The organism is Halovulum marinum, from assembly GCF_009697225.1.
Taxonomy (GTDB): domain Bacteria; phylum Pseudomonadota; class Alphaproteobacteria; order Rhodobacterales; family Rhodobacteraceae; genus Halovulum; species Halovulum marinum.
Map to the genome: position 1 here is coordinate 60,257 of NZ_WIND01000012.1, position 22,255 is coordinate 82,511.

Annotated in this window: 20 protein-coding genes; 12 read left to right on the forward strand and 8 right to left on the reverse strand. The window is 71.1% G+C overall.

The window, feature by feature from the left end; translation table 11 throughout:
• The first annotated feature begins 53 nt into the window (after nt 1-53).
• Complete coding sequence (locus GE300_RS14305) at nt 54-839, forward strand: HpcH/HpaI aldolase family protein (protein WP_154447247.1); 786 nt, start codon at nt 54-56, stop codon at nt 837-839.
• 37 nt (nt 840-876) lie between these two features.
• Here the strand turns inward: GE300_RS14305 and GE300_RS14310 are convergent, their stop codons facing one another.
• From GE300_RS14310 to GE300_RS14320, 3 genes are read right to left on the reverse strand one after another with little or no spacing between them, the layout of a single operon-like run.
• Nucleotides 877-2,127 (reverse strand): sulfatase family protein, encoded by a 1,251-nt coding sequence (locus tag GE300_RS14310; protein WP_154447248.1) that lies wholly within the window; start codon nt 2,125-2,127, stop codon nt 877-879.
• Nucleotides 2,124-3,128: an ABC transporter ATP-binding protein gene (locus tag GE300_RS14315; RefSeq protein WP_154447249.1), complete on the reverse strand. Its 1,005-nt coding sequence runs from the start codon at nt 3,126-3,128 to the stop codon at nt 2,124-2,126. Before GE300_RS14315 ends, GE300_RS14310 begins: the two co-directional genes overlap by 4 nt.
• Nucleotides 3,121-4,119 (reverse strand): ABC transporter ATP-binding protein, encoded by a 999-nt coding sequence (locus GE300_RS14320; protein WP_154447250.1) that lies wholly within the window; start codon nt 4,117-4,119, stop codon nt 3,121-3,123. Before GE300_RS14320 ends, GE300_RS14315 begins: the two co-directional genes overlap by 8 nt.
• 177 nt (nt 4,120-4,296) lie before the next feature.
• Between GE300_RS14320 and GE300_RS14325 the strand changes: the two genes are divergently transcribed.
• Nucleotides 4,297-5,415, forward strand: coding sequence for a mandelate racemase/muconate lactonizing enzyme family protein (locus GE300_RS14325; RefSeq protein ID WP_154447251.1), 1,119 nt, complete (start codon nt 4,297-4,299; stop codon nt 5,413-5,415).
• 1 nt (nt 5,416) lies between these two features.
• Nucleotides 5,417-6,832: a sulfatase-like hydrolase/transferase gene (locus GE300_RS14330; RefSeq protein WP_154447252.1), complete on the forward strand. Its 1,416-nt coding sequence runs from the start codon at nt 5,417-5,419 to the stop codon at nt 6,830-6,832.
• Here the strand turns inward: GE300_RS14330 and GE300_RS14335 are convergent.
• On the reverse strand, nt 6,813-7,559 hold the full coding sequence (locus GE300_RS14335) for a GntR family transcriptional regulator (protein ID WP_233417036.1): 747 nt from the start codon (nt 7,557-7,559) through the stop codon (nt 6,813-6,815). The genes GE300_RS14330 and GE300_RS14335 overlap by 20 nt on opposite strands.
• 185 nt (nt 7,560-7,744) lie before the next feature.
• Here GE300_RS14335 and GE300_RS14340 point away from each other — a divergent pair, with 185 nt between their 5' ends.
• The 3 genes from GE300_RS14340 to GE300_RS14350 all read left to right on the forward strand — a co-directional run bounded on the left by GE300_RS14340 (nt 7,745) and on the right by GE300_RS14350 (nt 11,238).
• Nucleotides 7,745-9,313 (forward strand): ABC transporter substrate-binding protein, encoded by a 1,569-nt coding sequence (locus GE300_RS14340; protein WP_154447253.1) that lies wholly within the window; start codon nt 7,745-7,747, stop codon nt 9,311-9,313.
• 100 nt (nt 9,314-9,413) lie between these two features.
• Nucleotides 9,414-10,361 carry an ABC transporter permease gene (locus tag GE300_RS14345; RefSeq protein WP_154447254.1) on the forward strand — a complete coding sequence of 316 codons (948 nt, stop codon included), beginning with the start codon at nt 9,414-9,416 and terminating at the stop codon, nt 10,359-10,361.
• A complete protein-coding gene (locus tag GE300_RS14350; protein ID WP_154447255.1) occupies nt 10,351-11,238 on the forward strand; it encodes an ABC transporter permease in 888 nt (295 codons plus the stop codon). Before GE300_RS14345 ends, GE300_RS14350 begins: the two co-directional genes overlap by 11 nt.
• Nucleotides 11,239-11,241: 3 nt before the next feature.
• Here the strand turns inward: GE300_RS14350 and GE300_RS14355 are convergent, their stop codons facing one another.
• Genes GE300_RS14355 through GE300_RS14365 form a run of 3 tightly spaced genes read right to left on the reverse strand, consistent with a single transcriptional unit; the run spans nt 11,242 to nt 15,278 of the window.
• Nucleotides 11,242-12,729: a M81 family metallopeptidase gene (locus GE300_RS14355; RefSeq protein ID WP_325063247.1), complete on the reverse strand. Its 1,488-nt coding sequence runs from the start codon at nt 12,727-12,729 to the stop codon at nt 11,242-11,244.
• Nucleotides 12,726-14,222 carry a sulfatase-like hydrolase/transferase gene (locus tag GE300_RS14360; RefSeq protein WP_154447257.1) on the reverse strand — a complete coding sequence of 499 codons (1,497 nt, stop codon included), beginning with the start codon at nt 14,220-14,222 and terminating at the stop codon, nt 12,726-12,728. Before GE300_RS14360 ends, GE300_RS14355 begins: the two co-directional genes overlap by 4 nt.
• Before the next feature lie 15 nt (nt 14,223-14,237).
• Nucleotides 14,238-15,278, reverse strand: a complete 1,041-nt coding sequence (locus GE300_RS14365) for a succinylglutamate desuccinylase/aspartoacylase family protein (protein ID WP_154447258.1) — start codon at nt 15,276-15,278, stop codon at nt 14,238-14,240.
• Between the two features lie 232 nt (nt 15,279-15,510).
• On the opposite strand from GE300_RS14365, the gene GE300_RS14370 reads away from it, so the two are divergent.
• The 6 genes from GE300_RS14370 (at nt 15,511) to GE300_RS14395 (ending at nt 21,201) form a co-directional block, all read left to right on the forward strand.
• Nucleotides 15,511-16,062: a hypothetical protein gene (locus GE300_RS14370; protein ID WP_154447259.1), complete on the forward strand. Its 552-nt coding sequence runs from the start codon at nt 15,511-15,513 to the stop codon at nt 16,060-16,062.
• Nucleotides 16,059-17,414 (forward strand): GAF domain-containing protein, encoded by a 1,356-nt coding sequence (locus GE300_RS14375; RefSeq protein WP_154447260.1) that lies wholly within the window; start codon nt 16,059-16,061, stop codon nt 17,412-17,414. Before GE300_RS14370 ends, GE300_RS14375 begins: the two co-directional genes overlap by 4 nt.
• Before the next feature lie 120 nt (nt 17,415-17,534).
• Entirely contained in the window at nt 17,535-18,443 is a 909-nt protein-coding gene (locus GE300_RS14380) for a GNAT family N-acetyltransferase (RefSeq protein ID WP_154447261.1), read from the forward strand.
• Between the two features lie 27 nt (nt 18,444-18,470).
• Nucleotides 18,471-19,433, forward strand: a complete 963-nt coding sequence (locus GE300_RS14385; RefSeq protein ID WP_154447262.1) for a sulfotransferase domain-containing protein — start codon at nt 18,471-18,473, stop codon at nt 19,431-19,433.
• A 107-nt stretch (nt 19,434-19,540) separates the two neighbouring features.
• Nucleotides 19,541-20,650 carry a hypothetical protein gene (locus GE300_RS14390; RefSeq protein WP_154447263.1) on the forward strand — a complete coding sequence of 370 codons (1,110 nt, stop codon included), beginning with the start codon at nt 19,541-19,543 and terminating at the stop codon, nt 20,648-20,650.
• A complete protein-coding gene (locus tag GE300_RS14395; protein ID WP_154447264.1) occupies nt 20,647-21,201 on the forward strand; it encodes a c-type cytochrome in 555 nt (184 codons plus the stop codon). Before GE300_RS14390 ends, GE300_RS14395 begins: the two co-directional genes overlap by 4 nt.
• 160 nt (nt 21,202-21,361) lie before the next feature.
• Here the strand turns inward: GE300_RS14395 and GE300_RS14400 are convergent, their stop codons facing one another.
• Entirely contained in the window at nt 21,362-22,063 is a 702-nt protein-coding gene (locus GE300_RS14400) for an SDR family oxidoreductase (protein WP_154447265.1), read from the reverse strand.
• Nucleotides 22,064-22,255 lie beyond the last annotated feature (192 nt).

A 22,255-nucleotide genomic window follows, 5' to 3' on the forward strand; every position in this document is an offset into this window, starting at 1 on the left:
ATCTCGCCCGCGCGGGGCGCTATTCAGGCACCACACGCAGGAAAGGGAAAGCGATGATCGAGAACCGGATGCTGGCGAGAATGCAGGAGGGGCAGACCGCCCTGGGCCTTGGCGCGACCATGCCGCCGGCGTCGCACATGCCCGTGTTCGTGGCCCGGGCAGGCTTCGACTGGGCGTTCCTCGATCTGGAGCACGCGCTGATCTCGCCCGAGAACCTGGGCCTGCTGTGCACGATGTTGCGGCTTCAGGGGGTGACGCCGCTGGTGCGCATCGCCAGCGGATCGCTGGACCGGGTGGCGAGCCTGCTCGACAGCGGCGCGCAGGGCATCATCCTGCCGCATGTCGAGACCGCGCGCGAGGCGCAGGATCTGGTCGCGCTGTGCAAATACGCCCCCACCGGCCGCCGGTCGTGGGGCGGGGCCTCGCCGCAGCTGGGCTATCCGCAGAAACCCTCGGCCGAACTGATGTCCGCGGCGGACGCCACCACGCTTGCCATCGTGATGTGCGAATCGCGTTCGGGCGTTGACAACATCGACCAGATCGCCGCCGTGCCGGGGCTCGACGGCGTCCTGATCGGCAATGTCGACCTGTCGCTCGACCTCGGCGAGACCGGGGCGCCGGACGGCCCCGCGACCACCGAGGCGATCCTGCATGTCGGGCGCGCGGTCAATGCCGCGGGACGGCACTTCGGCATCGCCGGCGCGCCATCGCCCGAACGGATCAGGGCACTCCAGGGGCTGCGGATCGACTTCCTGCTCGCCGGCATGGATCACCGGATCTTCGCCGCCGCGCTGGAGGCGCGCGCCGAGACCTGGCGCAGCGCCCTCGGATCGGCATAGCCGGCGCGGCACCCGGACCCGGTCGCCCCCCTCGCGGCTAGGCGAGCGCCGCCAGCAGCGCGATGCCCTCGTGGTCGTCGATCGCGCGGGCATGCGCCAGCGCGCCGTCGCGCAGCGCGGGGATGGTCCCGGCCTGCGGGGGGTAGTGCGTGTAGCGGTCGAAACCGGGATCGGCGCGCGGCACGTCGAAGATGTTCAGCTCCTCCTCCGGATCCGCGCTGAGGTTGTACAGCTCGTGCGCGCCGGTGTCCGAGACGATCAGCTTCCAGCCATCCTGCACCCAGGCCCGCTGCGCGATGCCGCTGACGTGGGTGATGTTCTGGACATAGAAGCCGTCGCGCCAGCCCGGCGCGCGCTCGCCCCGGATCAGCGGCATCAGGCTGTCGCCGTGGCACGGTTCCATCGGCGCCGCCCCGGCAAGCTCGGTCAGCGTCGGCGCCAGATCCTGAAGGCCCACCGGCTGCGCCCGCACCGCGCCCGCGGGTGCGGTGCCGGGCCACGAGGCGATCATCGGAATGCGGATCGCCTCGTCGTGGCAGACGAACTTGTGCTCGCCCTCGGCGCGGTAGAGGAAGGTCTCGCCGTGGTCGGAATAGTAGATCACCAGCGTGTCGCGCCGCAGCCCGGTTCGGTCGAGGGTCACGACGATGCGGCCGATCTCGTGGTCCAGCGCGCTCACCGCGGCGTAGTAGCCGGCGAACGGCACGCCGCGGTGGCGGTAGGGTTCGTAGAAGCGGGCCGGCGCGGTGAACGGATCGTGCGGCGGGTAGTAGCTTTGCACCATCGCGAACGGCTGGCCATCGCCGTCCGCGGCCTGCGCCTCCAGGTAGCGGATGCAGGCGTCGGTCTGCACCGTGGGCCGATAGTCGCCGTCCAGCCGGCCGCCGATCCAGTGGCCGCAGCGCGAGTTGAAGCTTTCCTGCCAGACATCGAAGAACGGCGGCTTGCCCTCGCCCAGATGCCACTTGCCGAAATGCGCGGTGCGGTAGCCGGCGGCGCGCAGCCGGTCGAACACCGTCCGCTTCACCGCGCCGACCTGCGCGAAGGCGTTGTCGATGCCGTAGACATTGTCGATGATCCGGTGCGCGCTGGGGTAGACCCCGGTCCACATGCTGGCCCGCGCCGGGGTGCAGACCGGCCACGGCGTGTAGGCATTCGCGAAGCGCACGCCCTCGGCCGCCAGCCGGTCCAGGTTCGGGGTCCGCACGAAGGCGCTGCCGGCGCAGCCCAGCGCGTCGGCGCGGTGCTGGTCGGAAAGGATCAGCAAGATGTTCGGCGGTCGGGTCATGACGGGCTCCTCAGCTGTGCGGCGGTCGCCGGGTCCAGCAGGTGGCAGCTGGCGGTGTGCGCCGCGGCCAGGGCGACCGGGGCGGGCCGCACCGTGCGGCAGATGTCGCCGGCGTGCGGGCAGCGGGTGTGGAAGCGGCAGCCGGGCGGCGGGTCGATCGGGCTGGGAATGTCGCCCAGCACCGCCGGCGCCGGCCGCGTGCCCGGCTCGGACCGCGGCACCGACGCCAGCAGTGCCCGGGTATAGGGGTGCGCCGGCGCGTCGAAGATCGCGCGCTTCGGGCCGGTCTCGACGATCTGGCCCAGGTACATCACCGCGATCCGGTCAGCCATGTGGCGGACGATCGCCATGTCGTGGCTGATGAACAGGTAGGTCAGCCCCTGCTCGCGCTTGATCCGCTGCAGCAGGTTGACGATCTGCGCCTGCACCGACACGTCCAGCGCCGACACCGCCTCGTCGCAGACCAGCAGGTCCGTCTCCAGGGCCAGCGCGCGGGCGATGCCGACGCGCTGACGCTGGCCGCCCGACAGCTCGTGCGGGAAGCGCGCGGCAAACTCGGCCGGCAGGCCGACCATCTCCAGCAGCGCGGCCAGCCGGGCACGGCGGCTGGCGGCATTGCCCTCGCGGTGCACCTCCAGCGGCTCGAGGATGATCGCGCCGATCGTCATGCGCGGGTTGAGCGAGCCGAACGGGTCCTGGATCACGATCTGGATCCGCCGCCGGAACCGGCGCAGCGCGGCGTCGTCCAGCGCGCGGATGTCGGTGCCGCCGATCTCGATGCGCCCGGCGTCGGCCTCGATCAGGCGCAGCACCAGCCGGCCGACGGTGGTCTTGCCGCAGCCGCTTTCGCCCACCACGGCCAGGGTCTCGCCGCGCCGGATGCTGAACGAGACGTCGTCGACGGCGCGGACGATCTGCGGCCGGCCGCCCAGCAGGCCGCCGGCGCCCAGCGCGAAATGCCGGGTCAGCCCGTCGACCCGGACGAAACCGTCCTCAGCCATGGGCGGCCTCGGGCGCGGGCGGCGCGCCGTAGTCCGCGTGGCGGATGCAGGCCGCCCGCTGCCCTCCGCCGTGGCCGATCAGCGGCGGGTCGGCCAGATCGCAGGCGGCGCGGTGGTGCGCGCAGCGCGGCCCGAAGCGGCAGCCGGGCGGGCGCAGGTGCGGCTGCGGCACGCCGCCGGGGATCGTCGCCAGCTCGTCCACGTCGCGGTCGACCGGCGGGTGGCTGCGTATCAGGCCCTCGGTGTAGGGGTGGCGCGGCGTGCGGTAGATCTGCGCGGTGCCGCCGGTCTCGACGATCCGGCCGGCGTACATCACCGACACCTCGTCGGCATAGCCGGCGACCACGCCCAGATCGTGAGTGATCAGCAGGATGCCCATGCCCATCTCGGTCTGCAGCTCGTGCAGCAGGTCGAGGATCTGCGCCTGGATGGTCACGTCCAGCGCCGTCGTCGGCTCGTCGGCGATCAGCAGCTTGGGCCTGCAGGCGATGGCGATGGCGATCATCACCCGTTGCCGCATGCCCCCCGACAACAGGTGCGGATACTCGTCCAGCCGGCGCGCGGCGGCGGGGATTCGGACCCATTCCAGCATCTCCAGCGCCTTGCGGCGCGCCGCGGCGCGGCCCAGGCGCTGATGCACCAGCAGCGTCTCGATGATCTGCTCGCCCACGGTCAGCACCGGGTTCAGCGCCGTCATCGGCTCCTGGAAGATCATCGAGATCTCGGCGCCGCGAATGCGCCGCATCTGCCTGTTGTCCAGATCCGTCAGCTCGCGCCCGTCGAAGGCGATGCGGCGCGCGCGGACCTGGAACAGGCGCGGGTCGAACAGCCGCATGATCGCCATCGCCGTGACCGACTTGCCGCTGCCGGATTCGCCGACCAGCCCGTGCGTGCGCCCGCGCGCCAGATCCAGGTCCACGCCCTCGACTAGGTGCAGCCCGCCCAGGCGCACGCCCAGGTCCCGGACGGTCAGAAGCTGGGTCTGCTGCATCGCGTCGCTCTCCTGCCAGGCGGCCTGGGCCGCAGGATCGCCGGAAAAGCCCGGCAGAAAAAGCCGGTTGTGATTTTCGTATACGATTATACAATCCGCCCCATGCGAGTCAACGCGCCAGACGCCGCCCGCCGGGCGCGCCGGTGCAGACCCCGCCGCACGAGCCCGGAGCCTGACATGAAGATCACCGACGTCACCGCCATCTACCTGCGCCTGCCCGAGATCAAGGCGCGCACCGACAGCTCGCAGGACGCGCTTCTGGTGCGGATCGACACCGACGCCGGCATCACCGGCTGGGGCGAGGTCGACGGCTGCCCCTGGGTGGTCAAGGCGATCATCGACGCGCCGATGTCGCACACCATCGTCACCGGGCTGCGCAACCTGCTGCTGGGCGAGGACCCGATGGACGTGCAGCGGCTGTGGACGAAGATGTACGAGGGCACGCTCTACTACGGGCGCGAGGGCGCGGTGATCCAGGCGATGGCCGGGATCGACCTGGCGCTGTGGGACATCAAGGGCAAGGCGCTGGACCAGCCGGTGTGGAAGCTGCTGGGCGGGCGCTACCGCGACAAGCTGCGGGTGTACTCGTCGAACATGTTCCAGTTCACCCCCGAAGAGACCGCCGACCGGGTGCGCGCCGCCCGCGACGAGGGCTTCACCGCCGCCAAGTTCGGCTGGGAACCGTTCGGCAAGGACCCGCGGACCGACTGCGCCTATCTGGACGCGATGCGCGCGGCGGCGGGGGACGATTTCGACCTGATGCTCGATGTCGGGCTGATCTGGGACGCCACCACCACGATCCAGCGCGCCCGGCTGTTCGAGCCCTACGGCCTGGCGTGGATCGAGGAGCCGGTGCATCCCGACGACATCGCCGGCTACCGCCGCATCTCGCAGCACATCACCCAGCGCCTGGCCGCCGGCGAGGAGGAATGCACCCTGCGCGGCTTCCGCACCCTGATCGACGAGGGCGGCATCGGCCTGGCGCAGATCGACCTGACCCGCTGCGGGCTGACCCAGGCGATGAAGATCGCCGAGCACGCCGCCAGCAGGGGCGTGCTGGTGGCGAACCACAACTTCACCACCGATCTGAATACCGCCGCTTCGCTGACCTTCCTGGCGGCGGTGCCGAACGCGCTGATGCTGGAATACTGCGTCGAGCCGTCCGAGATCTCGGCCAACCTGGCGCGCCGGCCGTTCGTGCAGAAGGACGGCTTCATGGCCGTCCCCGAAGAGCCGGGGCTGGGGTTCGAGCCGAATTTCGAGACGATCGAGAAGTTCGTGGTGGACAGCATCTGAAATGGCCGACGCGCGCCCGGACATCGTCGTGGTGCTGGTCGACCAGATGCGCCGCGACGCGCTTGGCTTTTGCGGCGATCCGAACGTGCGCACCCCGGTGCTGGACCGCATGGCGCGCGGCGGGCTGGTGTTCGACGCGATGTGCTCGACCTTCCCGTGCTGCGTGCCGTTCCGGTTCTCGATGATGACCGGACAATACGCGCATTCGCGGATGGTGCCGGCGCTGGGCTACCGGATGTCGCCGGCCGAGCGGACGCTGGGCGAAGCGGTGCAGGCGGCCGGCTACCGCACCGGCTATGTCGGCAAGTGGCACCTGCATTCGCTCTACGGCACCGTCGGCGGCCAGAGCCTTGCGCAGGCGAACCGGCGGCCGATCCCGGCCAGCCACCGCCGCGGGTTCGATCACTGGCGCGGATTCGAGCTGCGCAACGACTACCACGACACCTGGATCTTCGAGGACGACGCCAGCCAGCCGGTGCGGCTGGAGGGGTACCAGACCGACGCGCTGTTCGCGCTGGCGCGGGACTGGGTCGCCGCGCCGCGCGACGATCCCGGCTTCCTGATCCTGTCGGTCGAGGCGCCGCACCCGCCGTTCGACGCGCCCGAGGCCGCGGTCGCGGCGGTGGCGGCGCGCGGCCCCTACGCGCCGCGCCCCAATGTCGATGTCGCGGCGATCAGTGCGTTCCCGCCCGAATGGCACCGGATGCTGGGCGACGGACGACGGATGGAGGACGTCCCGCCCGAGGAGCGCGACGCGATCTTCACCCGCAGCATGCAGACCTACTGCGCGATGATCGAGGTGATCGACGCCAACATGGGCGCGCTGCTGTCGGCGGTGAAGTCGCAGCCGAACGGGCGCGAAACGGTCGTTCTGTTCCTGTCGGATCACGGCGAGCTGGGCGGCAGCCACGGCCTGCTGGGCAAGGCGGAGCCGTACGAGGAATCGGTGGGCGTCCCGTTCCTGGCCTGGGCGACCGATCCGGCGCTGGTGCCGCCGGGCCGCCGCTGCGGCGCGCCGGTGGGCACGGAGGATCTGTTCCCGACCCTGACCGGTCTGGCCGGCGGGCACGGGCCGGCGGCGCCGGGCCGGGATCTGTCCGGGCTGATCGCCGGCGGGGCCGAACCCGAGGACGACGCCGTGCTGCTGGAGTTCACCGCCGAGGTCCGCCCCGGCCGGCGCTACCACGACCAGACCTGGCGCGGGATCCGCACCCGCCACAGCAAGTACGTGGTGATCGGCAACGACGACGGCGTGCGGCCGTGGATGCTGTTCGACCTCGCCGCGGACCCCTGCGAGCAGCGCAACCTGGTCGATGCGCCGGCCCACGCGCCCGCCCGGCGCGACCTGCACCACCGGCTGGCGGCGCTGCTGCGGCGCACCGGCGACGACTTCCCGATCACGCTCCCGGGCGGCTGACGGCGCCGCCGCCGCGGGCGCGCAGACGCTCGTAGTTCACCGCGTCGGGCACCTCCAGGATGTGCTTTTCCATGATCTCCTCCAGCGCCGCGACATCGCCGCCGCGCAGCACCTCGACCAGATCGACATGCTCCTGCACGATGAACTTCAGGCTGTCCTGCAGGTAGGTCGACAGGCCGACGACGATCGTCAGCTGCCGGGCCAGCGGCTGCCATGCCTGCATCAGCGCGCGGTTGCCGGTCAGCCCGCACATCTCGCGGTGGAACTCCATGTCCAGCAGCGCCAGGTGGAAGCTGTCGCCGGCCTCGGCGGCCTCGCGGATCCGCGCGACGCAATCGCTCAGCGGCGCCAGCAGCGCCGGGTTCCCGGCGGCGGCGGCCTGCACTTCCTTCGCGGCCAGCAGTTCCAGCGCCAGCCGGACCTTGCGCAGACTCTTCATGCTGTGCGGCGTGACCTCCATCAGACGCATGCCGCGATAGGGGATGTTCTCGACCACGCCCTGGCTTTCCAGCAGGCGCAGTGCCTCGCGCACCGGCACGCGGCTGACGTTCAGCTGCCGCGCGACCTCGGCCTCGACGATGCGGTCGCCGGGCAGGAACTGGCCGCGGGCGGCGGCCTCGACGATCGACTCGACGATGCGTTCGGCAAGCATCTTCGGGGCGATCGGCGTCATCCGGCCCTTTCCCTTGTCGATGTCGGCGTCGCGGCTGGCCATGCCCGTCCTCATCAGCAACCCTCGTTCCGGTCACATCGCGCAAACGCGCGGCGGCGGAAAGTCCCGCTGGCGGACCGGAGCAAATAAATGTTCCAAAATTCCGTATAATCGTATACGATCATACGATATTGGCCCGGAGACGTCAATCGCGCCGCCAGAGCGCGCGCCCCGGCCCGTTCAGCATGGAGGACCAGATCATGAAATCATGCCATGAGTCGCGACGGCCGACCCCGCTGCGACGGCTGCTGATCGCGGCGGCGGCGCTGGCGGGCATCGCCGCGGCCCCCGCAGGCGCCCAGACCGAGGGCGGAGAGCTGGTGCTGGCGCAGGGCGCGAACCCGCCCAGCCTGGACGCGATGACCTCGTCCTCCGAGTCGGCGCGCAACATCAACATGAACATCTTCGAGTCGCTGGTCACCATCGACGAGAACGTGAACCCGATCCCGATGCTGGCGAAAAGCATCGAAGCGTCGGACGACCTGATGACCTATGTCTTTCCGCTGCGCGAGGGGGTGAAGTTCCACAACGGCGACGAGATGACCGCCGCCGACGTGAAGGCCTCGCTCGAGCGCTATCGCGAGTTCGGCGCCACCCGCGGCATGCTGGACAAGGTCGCCGAGATCGAGATCACCGGCGAGTACGAGATCACCTTCCGCATGAGCGAGGCGACGCCGACGTTCATCGAGGGCTTCGCCTCGCCGCGCGCGCCGGCGGTGATCATCCCCGAGGAAGAAGCCGCGAAGGGCGCCAACGAGATCGAGATCATCGGCACCGGCCCGTACAGGTTCGTGGAATTCGTGCCCGACAGCCATGTGACGCTGGAGAAGTTCGCCGACTACACCGCGAACGAGGATTTCGACGGGCCGACCGGGTTCGGCGGCAACAAGACCGCCTATCTGGACAAGGCGACCTACCGCATCATCCCCGAGGCCGGCGCGCGCATCGCCGCGCTCGAGGCCGGCGAGGTGCAGTGGGCCGACCAGTTGCCGGTGCCTGCGGCCAAGCGGCTGATGTCGGACCCCGAAGTCACCGTGTTCGAGGCCCGGCAATGGGCATTCCTGACCCTGATCATGAACTGGAAACTGCCGCCGACCGACGACATCGACTTCCGCCGCGCGGTGCTGTACGCGATCGAGCCGGAAGAGGTGATGGCGATCGCGACCGAAGGCTTCTACGACCTGAACCACGGCTGGCAGTACCCCGACCGGACCTACAACGCCGGCGACATCGGCAAGGAGATCTACCAGGTCGCCGACATCGACAAGGCGAAAGAGTTCCTCGGCCAGTCCTCCTATGACGGCGAGGAATTCCAGATCCTGACCGATCCGAACTACGGCGAGCACAGCCGCGCCGCGGTGGTGATCGCCGAGCAGCTGAAGGGCATCGGCATCAACGCCGTGGTCAAGCAGCTGGACTGGGCCACGGTGCTGAAGATCCGCCTGACCGACGAGGACTGGAACGGCTGGACGCTGATGCAGGGACTGGAGCCGTTCCTCGGCCCCTACGGCATCGCCGCCAAGATGACCGGCGAGCAGCCGCACCAGCGCGGCACCGATCCGGTGCTGGACGACGGCTACAACCGGCTGATCACCGGCGCCACGGTCGAGGACCGGCAGCAGGCCTTCGCCGACATCCAGACCGCGGTCTACGACCTGGTGCCGCAGATCAAGATCGGCGACGTCGGCCGGATGCAGGCCGGCTCGGCGCGGCTGAAGGGTTTCAAGCCGTTCCGCGCGCCGCGGCTGAACGACGTCTGGCTGGAATAGTGTAGGATCCCCCGGACGGCGGGCGGCTGAACCGCCCGCCCCCTTGCGCCCGCCGGCCCGCCGGCGGGCGCATCCAGCGGCCCCGGAGGCAGGAACGCGCATGCACCGCTTCATCCTTTCGCGCCTGCTGTCGGCGATTCCGGTGCTGTTCGTCGTCTCGCTGGTGACCTTCCTGATCATGTGGCTGGTGCCGGGCGACGTCGCCTCGCAGATCGCCGGCCCCGACGCCTCGGCCGAGGAACTGGCGGCAATCCGCGACCGGCTGCGGCTCGACCGGCCGATGTACGAGCAGGCGCTGGTCTGGTACGCGAACCTCTTCCAGGGCGACCTGGGCCAGTCCTATCTGCTGAACCGCAGCGTCGTCGATGCGGTTCTCGAACGGCTTCCCGTCACCCTGTCGCTGACCGCGATGTCGCTGCTGCTGGCGATCCTGTTCGGCGTGGTGCTGGGGGTCGTGTCGGCGACCAACCACAACAACTGGATCGACCAGGCGACGATGACCGGCGCGCTGCTGGGCCTGTCGCTGCCGGATTTCTGGTTCGGGCTGGTGCTGATCTTCTTCTTCGCGGTCGAGCTGGGCTGGTTCCCCACCGGCGGCTACGTGCCGTTCACCGAGGATCCGGCCGGCTGGCTGCGCAGCATGGCGCTGCCGGCCTGCACCCTCGCGCTCACGCAGATGGGGGTGATCGCGCGCATGGTCCGCTCGGGCATGCTCGAGCAGCTGGGCCAGGACTATGTGCGCACCGCCAAGGCCAAGGGCCTGCCGCGCCGGCTGGTGCTGTTCAAGCACGCGCTGCGCAACGCGCTGATCCCGGTGATCACGCTGATCGGGGTGATGACCGGCATCCTGCTGGGCGGCGCGGTGGTGATCGAGGTGGTCTATTCCCTGCCCGGCGTCGGCCGGCTGATCATCGGCGCGATCCAGAACCGGGACTATCCGATCGTGCAGGGCGGGCTGCTGCTGACCGCGGCGGTGTTCGTGTTCGTCAACATCGCCGTCGACATCCTCTACACGGTGATCGATCCGCGGGTGCGAAATGTCCGATAGCGCCGCCGTTCCCGCCCCCCGCCAGTACCGCGCCACGCTGCGCGAGGCCGGGCGCCAGCTGCGCGGCCTGCTGCGGCACCGCTCGATCCGGGTCGGCGGGGTGCTGTTCGGCAGCGTCGTACTGGTGGCGATCCTCGCCGATCTGATCGCCCCGTTCGATCCGAACAAGAACGACTTCCGCGCCATGCTGGCGGCGCCCGATGCGCTGCACCCGTTCGGCACCGACGCCTTCGGGCGCGACATCCTCAGCCGGGTGATCCACGGCACGCGGCTGTCGCTTCTGGTCGGCCTGCTGGTGGTGGTCGCCACCGGCGTGCTGGGCACGGTGATCGGCACGATGACCGGTTACGTGCGCTGGCTGGACGGGCCGGTGATGCGGGTGATGGACGGGCTGATGGCGTTTCCGGGCGTGCTGCTGGCGATCGCGCTGGCCGCCGCGCTGGGGCCGTCGGTGGTGAACGCGGCGCTGGCGCTGACCATCACCTTCACGCCGCGCACTGCGCGGATCGTGCGCGGCAGCGTGCTGGTGGTGCGCGAGATGCCCTATATCGAGGCCGCCCGCGCCTGCGGCGCGCCGCACCGGCGGATCATCCTGCGCCACATCCTGCCGAACGCGCTGCCGCCGCTGATCGTGCAGATGACCTTCGTGTTTTCGGTCTCGATCCTGGCCGAGGCAGTGCTCAGCTTCATGGGCGTCGGCCCGCCGCCGCCGACCCCCAGCCTGGGCAACATCATCGCCGAGGGCCGCGCCTACATCCAGGAGGCACCATGGGTCGCGCTGACACCTGGCGTCGCCATCGCCCTGTCGGTGCTGGGGCTGAACATCATCGGCGACGGGCTTCGCGACAGCCTGGACCCGCGGCTGCGCAACCTCTGAGCCTCAGCGGTAAATCTCGACCACCGGCGCGAACGTGGCGATGTCGTCCAGCGGGTAGAGCGGGCGCTGGCAGACGGTGTGTCCCAGCGTCTCCACCCGCGCACTGGTAGCGCCCTTCGCGTCGACCGAGACCACCGTGCGGGCCCAGTCGTCGTAGAACCGCGGCTGACAATGCGGCGACTTGACGATGTTGATGTCATGCGCCTGCGGATGCTCGCCATGCGCCAGGAAAAGCGAGCGGTCGAACAGCTGCACCGGCTTGCTGGTGGCGATGATGGTGACATTGCCCGCGCGCATCTTGGCGCAGGGGCCTGCGTCCTCGGGCACGCCCCATGTCTCCATCCGGTAGCGCCCGTCCGAGAGCATGGCGACCCGCGCCTCGATCCGCAGCGCGGCGAAGCGCGGATCGCAGGTGCCGCCGAGGCTGAACCGCGCGGTGGCGCCCACCCCGGCGGCGCCGGCGGCCCTGACGGCGGGGGCGTCCACGACCGGGGCCAGGATCGTCGCCTCGATCCCGGCGGCCAGCAGCGTGCGCAGGACCTCGACGCTGTCGCCCGAGCCGCCGGAACTGGGCGCGTCGGCGGCGTCCTTCAGGATCAGCGGCAGGCGACCGTTGCGGGCGTGGATCACCGCATCGTCCAGCGACGCCAGGTCCGCCTGCATCGCCGCGCGCTGGTCGAAGAAGCCTTCGGCGATCCGGCGCACCGCGCGTTCGGCGGCATCGGTGTCCCCGTTCGCGACCGCAACCACCTGCGAGCACAGTTCGGGCACGTCGGTGAACGGATTGCCGATCATCACCTGCGCCGAGACGATTCCGTCCGCGCCGGCCGCCGCATCGGCCCGCGCGATGAACCGGCCATAGATCCCGGTCTCGGTGATGCACTGGTCGCCGCGCACCAGCATCGGCACCCGCAGCCGGGCGGCGACCGGGCGCAACCGGCCCTCGAGCTGCGCAAGCAGCAGCCGCGCGGCGCGCGCGCCCGCGTCGGCGAAATCGACATGCGGATAGGTGCGCAGCGCCGCCATCGCGGGGCAGGCGGCCAGCATCCGGGCGGTCAGGATGCCGTGCAGGTCCATCGACATGGCGAAGGCCGGGCCGTCGCCGACGATGCGGCGGACCGCTTCCAGCACATCGCCCTCGGGGTCGGTCTCGCCCTCCGCCGACATCGCGCCGTGCAGCAGGAACAGCACGCCGTCGACCCCGTCCGCCGCCGCCGCGCGCACCGCGTCCAGCAGTTCGGCGCGGATCGCCTGCCAGTCGGCGGCGGCCAGCGTTCCGGCGCTGCACGCCAGCGCGCTGTAGACCGGAACCGGCGCCACCTCGGGCGCAGCGTCCAGCACCTCCAGCGCGCCGCCAGCGTAGGTGTTGGTGCCGTCGAACGCGGCGCGCATCGCCTCGCCCCGGTGAAAGGCGAAGTCGGCGCGGGTGCTGGGCACCGGGTTGAAGCTCGATACCTCCTGTTGGAGCGCGACGATCAGAACGCGTTTCACGGCAGAAGCCCTTCTTGCGGAGCGGGCGGCGTCTCGACCCAGCTTTCGGCCGGGTCCAGAGGGCGGACGTGTGACAGCGGCGGGCGAGTGGCACCGGCCCATGCGTGCAGGATGCGCCGTCCGTCCGCGCGCCGGGCGACGGCGGCGCGGATCGCGGCGGGATCCCACCCGTCCAGCACCAGCGCCTCCAGCCGGGCACGGGTCTTGGCGTGGCGCGGATTGCCGGCCAGGTCGGTCATCTCGTCCGGATCGGCCGACAGATCGAACAGCATCGGGTCGTGGCCGTCGATGTAGACCAGCTTGAAATCCCCGTCCCGCACCATGCGCTGGCAGGTCGGCGCGGGGCCGGTCCAGCCGCCGGTGCCGTCGGTGACGTATTCGCTGAAGGTGCGGTTCCGCCACGCGGCGCCCGGATCCCGCGCCACCGGCAGCAGGCTGCGCCCGTGCGCGGCCGGCAGTTCCGGCGCTGCGGCGGCGTCGATCAGCGTCGCGGCGACGTCGGTCAGGTTCACCACCTGCGGCCGGCGCGCGCCCTGCGGCAGCCGCCCCGGCCAGGACAGGATCAGCGGCACGCCCACCGACTGCTCGTAGAAGGTGTTCTTCCACCAGTGGCCGCGCTCGCCGATCTGCTCGCCATGGTCCGAGCAGTACACCACCAGCGTACTCTCGCGCAGGCCGGTCCGGTCCAGCGCGTCCAGAACGTCGCCGACCAGCCGGTCGAGCCGCGTCACCAGCCCGTAGTAGGCGGTGCGGGCGCGGATCGCATCGGCGGCGGGCGGGTTCTCGATACCGCAGTCGCGGCGCCATTGCGCCAGCCAGGCATGCTCCGGTGCCGGCCGCGGCAGCCGGGGCGGGCCGATCCGGCCGCGGTAGGAATCGAAGTCCGGCGCGTTGGCGACGAACGGGCAATGCGGCAGCAGGAAGCCGACCATCAGACAGAACGGTGCGCCGCCCGCGCCGGACCGTCCGCGCCGCGCCAGCCAGTCGCTGGCCTGCGCCGCGGTTTCCTCGTCCACCGTCTGATAGGCCGAATTGCCCCGCCCCGACAGGCGCAGCGACGCCGCGCACGGCCCCTGCGCCCCGGCCAGCGGGCCGAGGTCCTGGCGCGGCACGCCCGGCCAGTGCGGCCCGGCATCGCCGCCGATGCGCTCGGCGAAGCCGTGCATCTGGTCCGGCCCGACCGCGTGCATCCGCCCGACCAGCACCGGCCGGTAGCCGGCCGCGCCCAGCGCGTGCATCCAGGTCGGGCGGTCGCTGGCCAGGTGGTCCTGCAGGGTCCAGCACTGCTGCTCGGACGGCCACTGGCCGGTGAACGCCGACATCCGGCTGGGCACGCAGATCGGCGACGGGCAGTAGGCGGCGTCGAAGCTCACGCCGCCCGCCGCCAGCCGGTCCAGCGCCGGCGTGCGCACGACCGCGTCGCCGTAGCAGCCCGCGACCCCGCGCGCGTGCTGGTCCGACATGATGTAGAGGATGTTGGGACGCGCGCTCATCCGGCGCCGGCGCCGCTACCAGTCATCGGCGTAGTCCTCCATTACCACCGCGACGGCGTCGCCGCGCCGCGCCCGGCCCGGGCCGGCGGCCATCCACAGCACGCCGCCGGAGGCATAGTGCAGCGGCACCGGCGCCGTGCCCAGGTCCTCGGGATTGTGCAGGTATCCCGCCGGCTGCCCGGCCTCGACCGCGGCGCCGGCGCGGTGCAACGGCTCGAACAGACCGTCGCGCGGCGCGAAGGTATAGGCCTCGGCGGAGCGCACCATCATGTGCCGGGTGCCGCCCCCGCCGCCGGGCCGGACGGTGTCCGGGGCGTCCTCGATCACGCCGAAATGCCCCAGGATGTTGCGCACGCCGCGCTCGGCGATGCGCACCCCGTCGATGTTGACGCGGCCCCAGCCGCCCAGCTCGGTCCCCAGCGACAGGATGCCCCGCCGCTCGGCGCAGGAGGTGAACGTCGCGCCCTCGTCCACGCCGCTGAAGACCACGTTGAACGGCGCGCCGAACGCCGCCGCCGCCGCCAGCGTGCGCTTGCGCACGGCGGCATCGGCGGCGTAATGCATGTTCGTCGACAGCGCCGCGTCGAACGAATGTCCGGCGGTGTGCAGATCGACCGACACGTCCGCATGCGGCAGCACCACGCTGTCCAGGAAATGCGCCAGCATCGGCGTGAAGCTGCCGCGCGGGTCGCCGGGAAAGCAGCGGTTGATGTCCCAGCCGTCGATCGGCGACAGCCGCGCGTCCGCCAGCGCCGCGGCGACGTTGACGCAGGGAAGGATGATCACCCGGCCCTGTACCTCGCCGGGGTCCAGCGTCTGCGCCAGCCGGGACAGCGCCACCTGCCCCTCGTACTCGTCGCCGTGCACGCCCGCGGTCAGCAGCACCGTCGGTCCGGTGCCGTTGGCAAGCGATATGACCGGGATCTCGACCGTGCCCCAGCCGGAGTTGTTCCGCGACAGCGGCGCCCGGGCATAGCCCGCCTGCCGCCCCTGCTTGCCGAAGTCGACGGGGCAGACGATGCGCGAGCCGCCCTGCAAGCCCGGTTCACTGGACATACCATCTCCTTAGGGAAACTGCGGCATTTTCGTATAATCGTATACGATTTATCTGCTGTCAAGTACGCCGCCGGGCCGCGCGCTCCGGCGGCCTGCGCGGGCGGCGGGCCGGCGCCGATCCTGCCGCGACCGGCGCCGTTCTTCCTTCCCGCAACTATGCAACGGTGCTAGTATTTTCGCCTATTCCTTCGGGCACCGGGCGTTGGCCCGGATCAACGGGGAACCTCCGGATTTGCTGCGGGCTGAGCACCCCTCGACTCCCTCCGAAGAACTGGCCGAGCGTCGCGGCTGGACCGGCCCGACCCTGGCCGACGGCGTGCTCACCGCCGAGCTGGCCGAATTCTGCCAGAGCGGCCTTAGCATCGTGCTGGCCAGCAGCGACGCGGCGCGCCGCCCGGTGGTCGGGCGCGGTCTGGCCTGCCGGATCGACGCCGACGGCCGGATACGGGTGACCTACCGCGAGGCGCCGAACCTGGCACTGCAGCAGGCGCTTGCCGCCGGTGCGCCGGTCGCCGCGACCTTCACCAAACCCTATTCCCACCGCTCGATCCAGCTCAAGGCGCCGCGGGCAGAGATCGTCCGCCCGGCGCCGCCGGACGGGCCGGCGACATTCGTGCAGGCCAGCGCCTTCCGCGACGAGCTGATCAGCGTCGGCTACACCGAAACCCTCGCCTCCGGCTACACCCGGTTCGAGCCGCACGAGCTTGCCGCGCTGGAATTCCTGCCCGAAAGCGCCTTCGTGCAGACCCCCGGCCCGAGCGCGGGAAGCGCGCTGACGCCATGACCGCCCCCTCGCTCGACGTGATCCGCAACTGTTTCGAGGGCATGGTGCCCGCAGTGCTGGCGACCTGCGACGCCGATGGGGTGCCGAACGTGTCGCTCGTATCGCAGGTGCACTATGTGGACTGCAGGCGCGTCGCGCTGAGCTACCAGTTCTTCAACAAGACCCGGCGCAACATCCTCGACACCGGCGTCGCCGCAGTGTCGGTGATGGACCCCGAAAGCGTGACCGACTACCGGCTCGACCTCGCCTACGAGGAAACCCGCTCCGACGGCCCGCTGTTCGAGATCATGAAGGCGAAGCTTGCCGGCATCGCCTCGCACACCGGGATGGACGGCGTGTTCCAGCTGCGCGGCGCCGACATCTTCAGCGTGGTGTCGGTGGAGGTCAGCTCCGGCCCGTTCGCCGTGCCGCCGGGCGCGCCGCGCAACCTGCTGTCGGCGGTGCGCCGCAGCTGGGGGACGCTCGGCGAGGCGCGCGAGCTTGGCGCGCTGTTCGACCAGGCGCTGCTCTGCCTCAGGCGCGACTTCAGCATCGGACACGCGATGATCCTGATGTGCGACGACGCCGCGGGCCGGCTCTATACCGTGGCCTCGATGGGCTACGCGCGATCCGGGATCGGGTCGGAAATCGCGATCGGGCACGGCGTGATCGGCGTCGCGGCGCGCGAAAGCGTGCCGATCCGGGTCGGCCACATGACCTCGGACTACAACTACGGCGCCGCGCTGCGCGACCAGGCCCGCGACTACGGCCTCGGGACCGCCGAAGCGAACGAGATCCCCTACCCCGGCCTGCCCGCGCCCGAAAGCCAGATCGCGATCCCGATCATGGTGGCCGGGCGGACGGCGGGCGTGCTGTTCGCCGAAAGCACCGAGCCGATGCGGTTCCGCTACGACGACGAGGACGCGCTGGCGCTGCTGGCGGCGCGGCTGGGCGACCGGATGAGCACCGGACTGGACGCCGTCGGCGCGGGGAACGGCGCGCGGCCCGACACCGGCGCGGCGGCGCGGACGATCCACGTCCGCCACTACGGCGCCGACAACAGCTTGTTCATCGACCACGACTACCTGATCAAGGGCGTGGCCGGCGCGATCTTCTGGAAACTGGTCGTCGAATACGACCGGACCGGTCGCGCGGAGTTCACCAACCGCGAGTTGCGGCTCGACCCGGCGCTGCGGCTGCCGGAATTCTCCGAGAATCTCGAGGCGCGGCTGGTGCTGCTGCAACGCCGGCTGGGCGAGCGCGACTGTCCGATCCGGATCGAGAAGGCCGGCCGCGGCCGGCTGCGGCTTTGCGTGCCCGGCGCGCTGAACCTCGAGGACGTTGCCGCCGACGGCGCGATTTTGACCGCTTAGCAAAATTTTAGCATTTCGTGCAGGGACTCTTACCGAGCCTCGGCGGCGGCATTGGTCTAGATCCTTGCCCTGCGAGACCGGTCGCCGGTTTCGAGGCTTTTTCCAAACCGAGAGACACAGATGACCCTATTTACCCCTGCCATTTCCGTTTCCGGGCCCGTTCAGCAGGCCATCGAGATCCGCGAGGCCGCGCCGGCCGATACCGGCGCGATCGGACGGATCCTGTATGAGGCGTTCCGCCGGTTTCACGAGAGCCGCGGCTTCGCTCCGGACTTTCCCACGCTCGAATCGGCGACCGGGCTCGCTGCCCGCCTGATCGACGAGCCGACCACCTACGGGGTCGTGGCCACCGCCCGCGGCCGCATCGTCGGCTCGAACTTCCTGTCCGAAGGCGACCCGATCCGCGGCATCGGCCCGATCTCGGTCGATCCGGACTACCAGGACGGCGGCGTCGGCCGCTACCTGATGCATGCCGTGGTCCGGCGCGGCGCGATGGCGCGCGGCGTGCGGCTGCTGCAGGACGCGTTCAACACCAAGTCGATGGCGCTGTACGCGTCGATGGGCTTTCGTGTGCGCGAGCCGGTGGTGGTGATGACCGGCCGGCCCCGCGACCCGCTGCCGGCCGGGGCCGAGGTGCGGCCGATGACGCCGGCCGACCTGGGGCCGGCGGATGCGCTGGCGCGGCGGGTGCACGGCTATGCCCGCGGCGTCGAGCTGCGCGCCGCGCTTGCCGACGGCACGCCGCTGGTGCTGGTACGCGACGGCGAGCTTGCCGCCTACATGACGGTGCCGGGCACCTGGGCGCTCAACCACGCCGTGGCGGAGACCGAAGCCGACATGAAGGCGCTGATCCTGGGCGCCGGAGAGGCGGGCCCCGGCCCGGTCGGCTTCCTGGTGCCGATCCGCCACGCCGAGCTGTTCCACTGGTGCCTGGTCCAGGGGCTGAGCATCGTCAAGCCGATGACGCTGATGACGCGCGGCACCTACCTCGAGCCGCAGGGCGCGTGGCTTCCGTCGGTATTCTACTGAACCCATTTCAAGGACCGGAGGTCCGACATGAACGTTCCGACCCACCCCTGGCCGCGCAAGACGCGTGAGATCCACAACCACCACTTCGACTCGACGATCTGGAACGACCTTCGGTTCCGGCCCGATGACATAATCATCGGCACCTACGCCAAGTCCGGAACCACCTGGATGCAGCAGATCGTCGGCCAGTTGATCTTCGGCGGTGCCGAGGACGTCGACGTGCCGGAGCTGTCGCCCTGGCTCGACCTGCGGGTGCCGCCGAAGCAGGTCAAGCTTGCGACGGTCGAGGCGCAGACCCACCGGCGCTTCCTGAAGACGCACCTGCCGGTCGACGCGCTGGTGTTCTCGCCCGAGGCGAAATACATCTACATCGGCCGCGACGGGCGCGACGTGCTGTGGAGCCTGTACAACCACCACGCCCGCGCCAACGCCGACTGGTACGCGGCGCTGAACGACACCCCGGGACGGGTCGGCGCACCGATCGCGCCGCCGCCCGCCTCTATCCGCCAGTACTACCACGACTGGCTCGACCGCGACGGCCACCCGTTCTGGCCGTTCTGGGAGAACGTCGGCAGCTGGTGGAACCTGCGCGCGCTGCCGAACGTGCTGCTGGTGCACTTCGCCGACCTCAAGGCCGACATGCCCGGCGAGATCGCCCGCATCGCCGACTTCCTCGGCATCCCGGTGGCGCCCGACCGCTGGCCCGCGATCCTCGAGCATTGCAGCTTCGCCTACATGAAGCGCAACGCCGCGCGCAGCGCGCCACTGGGCGGGATCTTCTGGGACGGCGGCGCCGAGACCTTCATCCACAAGGGCACCAACGGCCGCTGGCGCGACGTGCTCACGCCGGAGGAAAGCGCGAAGTACGCGCGCGTGGCCGAGGAACGGCTCGGCGCCGAGGCGGCCCGCTGGCTGGCCCACGGCGCGCGCACGCAGCGCGGCCCGCAGGGTCTGCCCGCGCCTGCCGAACCCGCGCCGCTCGCCGGCTAGCCGGCGGCGCAGGATGTGCCGCGGCCATTGTCCCCGCGTCCCCGGCCGCCTCGGCCGGGGGCGCCCGCTACCCCTTTGTCCGGAAACCCGCTTCACGAGCGTACGCCATGTTCGCCTTTCGCCTGCCAGCCCCGTTCCGGATGCCGTGGCGGCCCGCCATCGCGGCGGCGGCGGCCGCGGTCGGCATCGGGCTGCTGCTTCACCTCGCGCCCGAGCGGCTGGTCGGCCAGTCCCGGGCCGCGACGCTGGGCGCGCCCGCCGACCTTGCGGCCACCGGCCTCTATTCCGACCCGGCCGCGCAGACCGTCGATCCGGCGCACATCGCCTTCGCGCCGCAGTACCCGCTGTGGACCGACGGCGCGCTGAAGCGCCGCTGGATCTCGCTGCCGCCGGGCACGGCGATCGACGCGACCGACACCGACATCTGGAACTTCCCCGTCGGCACCCGCCTGTGGAAGGAGTTCTCGTTCGACGGCCGCAAGGTCGAGACCCGCTACATGGAGCGCCAGGCCGATGGCAGCTGGCTGTTCGCGACCTACGGCTGGAGCGCGGACGGGCAGACCGCGCCGCTGGTGTCCGAGCGGGGGCGCGCGAACGCCTACCCGCTGGCCGGCGGCGCCGCGCATGCGATTCCCGGCGTCGCCGACTGCCGGGTCTGCCACCTGTCCGGCCCGGTCGCGGTCCTCGGCTTCGGCGCGCGCCAGCTTGCCACGGACGAGCCCGCCGCGGGACCGGGCGATGGCGCGCCGAACCCGGTGCTTCGCAAGCTGGCCGCCGACGGCCTGCTGGCCGGGCTCGACCCGCGGGCGATCGCGGCACGACCCGGCGGCACCCGCTTGGAGCGCGCCGCGCTCGGCTATCTGCACGGCAACTGCGGGCACTGCCACAATGCGCAGGGGCCGCTGGCCAAGCTCGGCCTCGATCTGCGCCAGTCGGCGGCCGATCCGCACGCCGGGCCGAAGGCGACCACCCTTGGCGTGCCGCTGAAGTCGCCGCCGCCGGGGCTTGCACCCGGCACGGTCGCGCGCGTCGCGCCCGGCCGGCCCGATCTGAGCGCCCTGCCGCAGCGCATGGCCTCGCGCTGGCCGCTGCTGCAGATGCCCCCCCTCGGCACCGCCCTGGCCGATGCCGAGGCCGTCGAGATGATCAACCGCTGGATCGCCGAAACCGAGACCGGCTCCGCCGGCGACCGGCACCAGGAAGGAGAAGAAGGATGAGACACCGCAATCTGGCGATCGCCGCCCTGGCCATCGCCATTCCGGTGGTGGCGCCGGCGCAGGACGCGCCCTCGGCGGACACGGTCAAGCGCGGCGAGTATCTGGTCACGACCTCGGCCTGCCACGACTGCCACACGCCGTTCAAGATGGGCGACAACGGCCCCGAATGGGACATGGAGCGGGCGCTGTCCGGCCACCCCGAAAGCGAGGTCATCACCGAGGGCGCGGCACTGTCCGGGCCCTGGGCGGCGGCTTCGTCGATGACCAACACCGCCTGGTCGGGCCCCTGGGGGGTCAGCTTCACCGCGAACCTCACGCCCGACCCGGAAACCGGCGTGCTGCGCGACTACAGCGAGGAACAGTTCGTTCAGGCGATGCGCACCGGGCGCCACCTGGGCCAGGGGCGGCCGATCCTGCCGCCGATGCCCTGGCCGGTCTACGGCCAGATGACGGACCAGGATCTCGGCGCGATCTACGTCTACCTGCGCCAGATCCCGCCGGTGCGCAACAAGGTGCCCCAGCCGCTGCCCCCCGCCGCGCAAAGCAACTGAGCGACACGCCGCCGCGCCCGTCCGCTTTCGGGTGGCGGCGCGGCGGCATCGGCACCGGATCGGGCGACGATCAGGATGCCGCCGCAGATCCGGCACAGAGGGATGCGGCTCCGGGTACACGGGGAACGCCGGCGGTCCGCGCGGGCCGGCCGTCGCGGACTTACATGTGCCGCGTCACGCCGCCGTCGACCCGCAGGCTCTGGCCGGTGATGTAGCTGGAGTCCTCCGACAGCAGGAACGCCGCCGCCTTGGCCTGTTCCCCGGCCCGCGCCAGCCGGCCCAGCGCCGACATGTCGGCGTATTTCTGCGGCAGGTCCAGGCTGTCGGTGAAGCCGGGCAGCAGGCAGTTCATGCGGATGTTCGCCGGCCCGTAGCGGTCCGAATACAGCTTGGCGAAGCTCGACACGCCGACCCGGTAGACGCTGGAGGTCGGGAAGGTCAGCGACGGCTCGAACGCCGAGAAGGTGGTGATGTTGACGATCGAGCCGCCGCCCTGCGCCTCCATCACCGGCGTCAGCAGCTTCGCCAAGCGGATGACCGGCTTGAGCACCATGGCGTGGGCGCGGTCCCAGTCCTCTTCCGAAATCTCCAGCAGATCGCCCTTCGGCGGGCCGCCGACGTGGATCAGGCAGGCGTCGATACGGCCATGGGTCCGCATCGCGAGATCGAGGATGGCGCGGGTGTCGTCGGCGTTCTCGGCACGGCCGCGGCGGGCGGCGCCGCCGAGTTCCCCGGCCAGGGCCTCGCAGCTTTCCGACGGCGACATCAGCACCAGCCTGTAGCCGCGGGCGTGCATCTCCCGGGCGGTGGCGGCGCCCATGCCGCGGCCGCCGCCGATGATCAGGCAAACCTTGTCGTTCATGGATGCGTCTCTCCTTTCGGAACCCGGCGCTGCGTGCGGGTGTGATATCGACCGGTGGCCGCCTCGCCCGGCTTCGGCTGACCGATGGCGGACCGGCCGCTGCCCCCGTCATGCGCTGGTATCGTGCGCCGCGGGGCCGGGCAACGCCGTGCGCGCCGGCCAGCGCGTCCGCGGCCCGCGCCCGGCCGGTCC

What these genes read in the sequence shown, in the direction of transcription:
- GE300_RS14305 (WP_154447247.1), top strand. Translation starts at nt 54, where the DNA reads ATGATCGAGAACCGGATGCTGGCGAGAATGCAGGAGGGGCAGACCGCC.
- GE300_RS14310 (WP_154447248.1), bottom strand. Translation starts at nt 2,127, where the DNA reads ATGACCCGACCGCCGAACATCTTGCTGATCCTTTCCGACCAGCACCGC.
- GE300_RS14315 (WP_154447249.1), bottom strand. Translation starts at nt 3,128, where the DNA reads ATGGCTGAGGACGGTTTCGTCCGGGTCGACGGGCTGACCCGGCATTTC.
- GE300_RS14320 (WP_154447250.1), bottom strand. Translation starts at nt 4,119, where the DNA reads ATGCAGCAGACCCAGCTTCTGACCGTCCGGGACCTGGGCGTGCGCCTG.
- GE300_RS14325 (WP_154447251.1), top strand. Translation starts at nt 4,297, where the DNA reads ATGAAGATCACCGACGTCACCGCCATCTACCTGCGCCTGCCCGAGATC.
- GE300_RS14330 (WP_154447252.1), top strand. Translation starts at nt 5,417, where the DNA reads ATGGCCGACGCGCGCCCGGACATCGTCGTGGTGCTGGTCGACCAGATG.
- GE300_RS14335 (WP_233417036.1), bottom strand. Translation starts at nt 7,559, where the DNA reads ATGAGGACGGGCATGGCCAGCCGCGACGCCGACATCGACAAGGGAAAG.
- GE300_RS14340 (WP_154447253.1), top strand. Translation starts at nt 7,745, where the DNA reads ATGAAATCATGCCATGAGTCGCGACGGCCGACCCCGCTGCGACGGCTG.
- GE300_RS14345 (WP_154447254.1), top strand. Translation starts at nt 9,414, where the DNA reads ATGCACCGCTTCATCCTTTCGCGCCTGCTGTCGGCGATTCCGGTGCTG.
- GE300_RS14350 (WP_154447255.1), top strand. Translation starts at nt 10,351, where the DNA reads ATGTCCGATAGCGCCGCCGTTCCCGCCCCCCGCCAGTACCGCGCCACG.
- GE300_RS14360 (WP_154447257.1), bottom strand. Translation starts at nt 14,222, where the DNA reads ATGAGCGCGCGTCCCAACATCCTCTACATCATGTCGGACCAGCACGCG.
- GE300_RS14365 (WP_154447258.1), bottom strand. Translation starts at nt 15,278, where the DNA reads ATGTCCAGTGAACCGGGCTTGCAGGGCGGCTCGCGCATCGTCTGCCCC.
- GE300_RS14375 (WP_154447260.1), top strand. Translation starts at nt 16,059, where the DNA reads ATGACCGCCCCCTCGCTCGACGTGATCCGCAACTGTTTCGAGGGCATG.
- GE300_RS14380 (WP_154447261.1), top strand. Translation starts at nt 17,535, where the DNA reads ATGACCCTATTTACCCCTGCCATTTCCGTTTCCGGGCCCGTTCAGCAG.
- GE300_RS14385 (WP_154447262.1), top strand. Translation starts at nt 18,471, where the DNA reads ATGAACGTTCCGACCCACCCCTGGCCGCGCAAGACGCGTGAGATCCAC.
- GE300_RS14390 (WP_154447263.1), top strand. Translation starts at nt 19,541, where the DNA reads ATGTTCGCCTTTCGCCTGCCAGCCCCGTTCCGGATGCCGTGGCGGCCC.
- GE300_RS14395 (WP_154447264.1), top strand. Translation starts at nt 20,647, where the DNA reads ATGAGACACCGCAATCTGGCGATCGCCGCCCTGGCCATCGCCATTCCG.
- GE300_RS14400 (WP_154447265.1), bottom strand. Translation starts at nt 22,063, where the DNA reads ATGAACGACAAGGTTTGCCTGATCATCGGCGGCGGCCGCGGCATGGGC.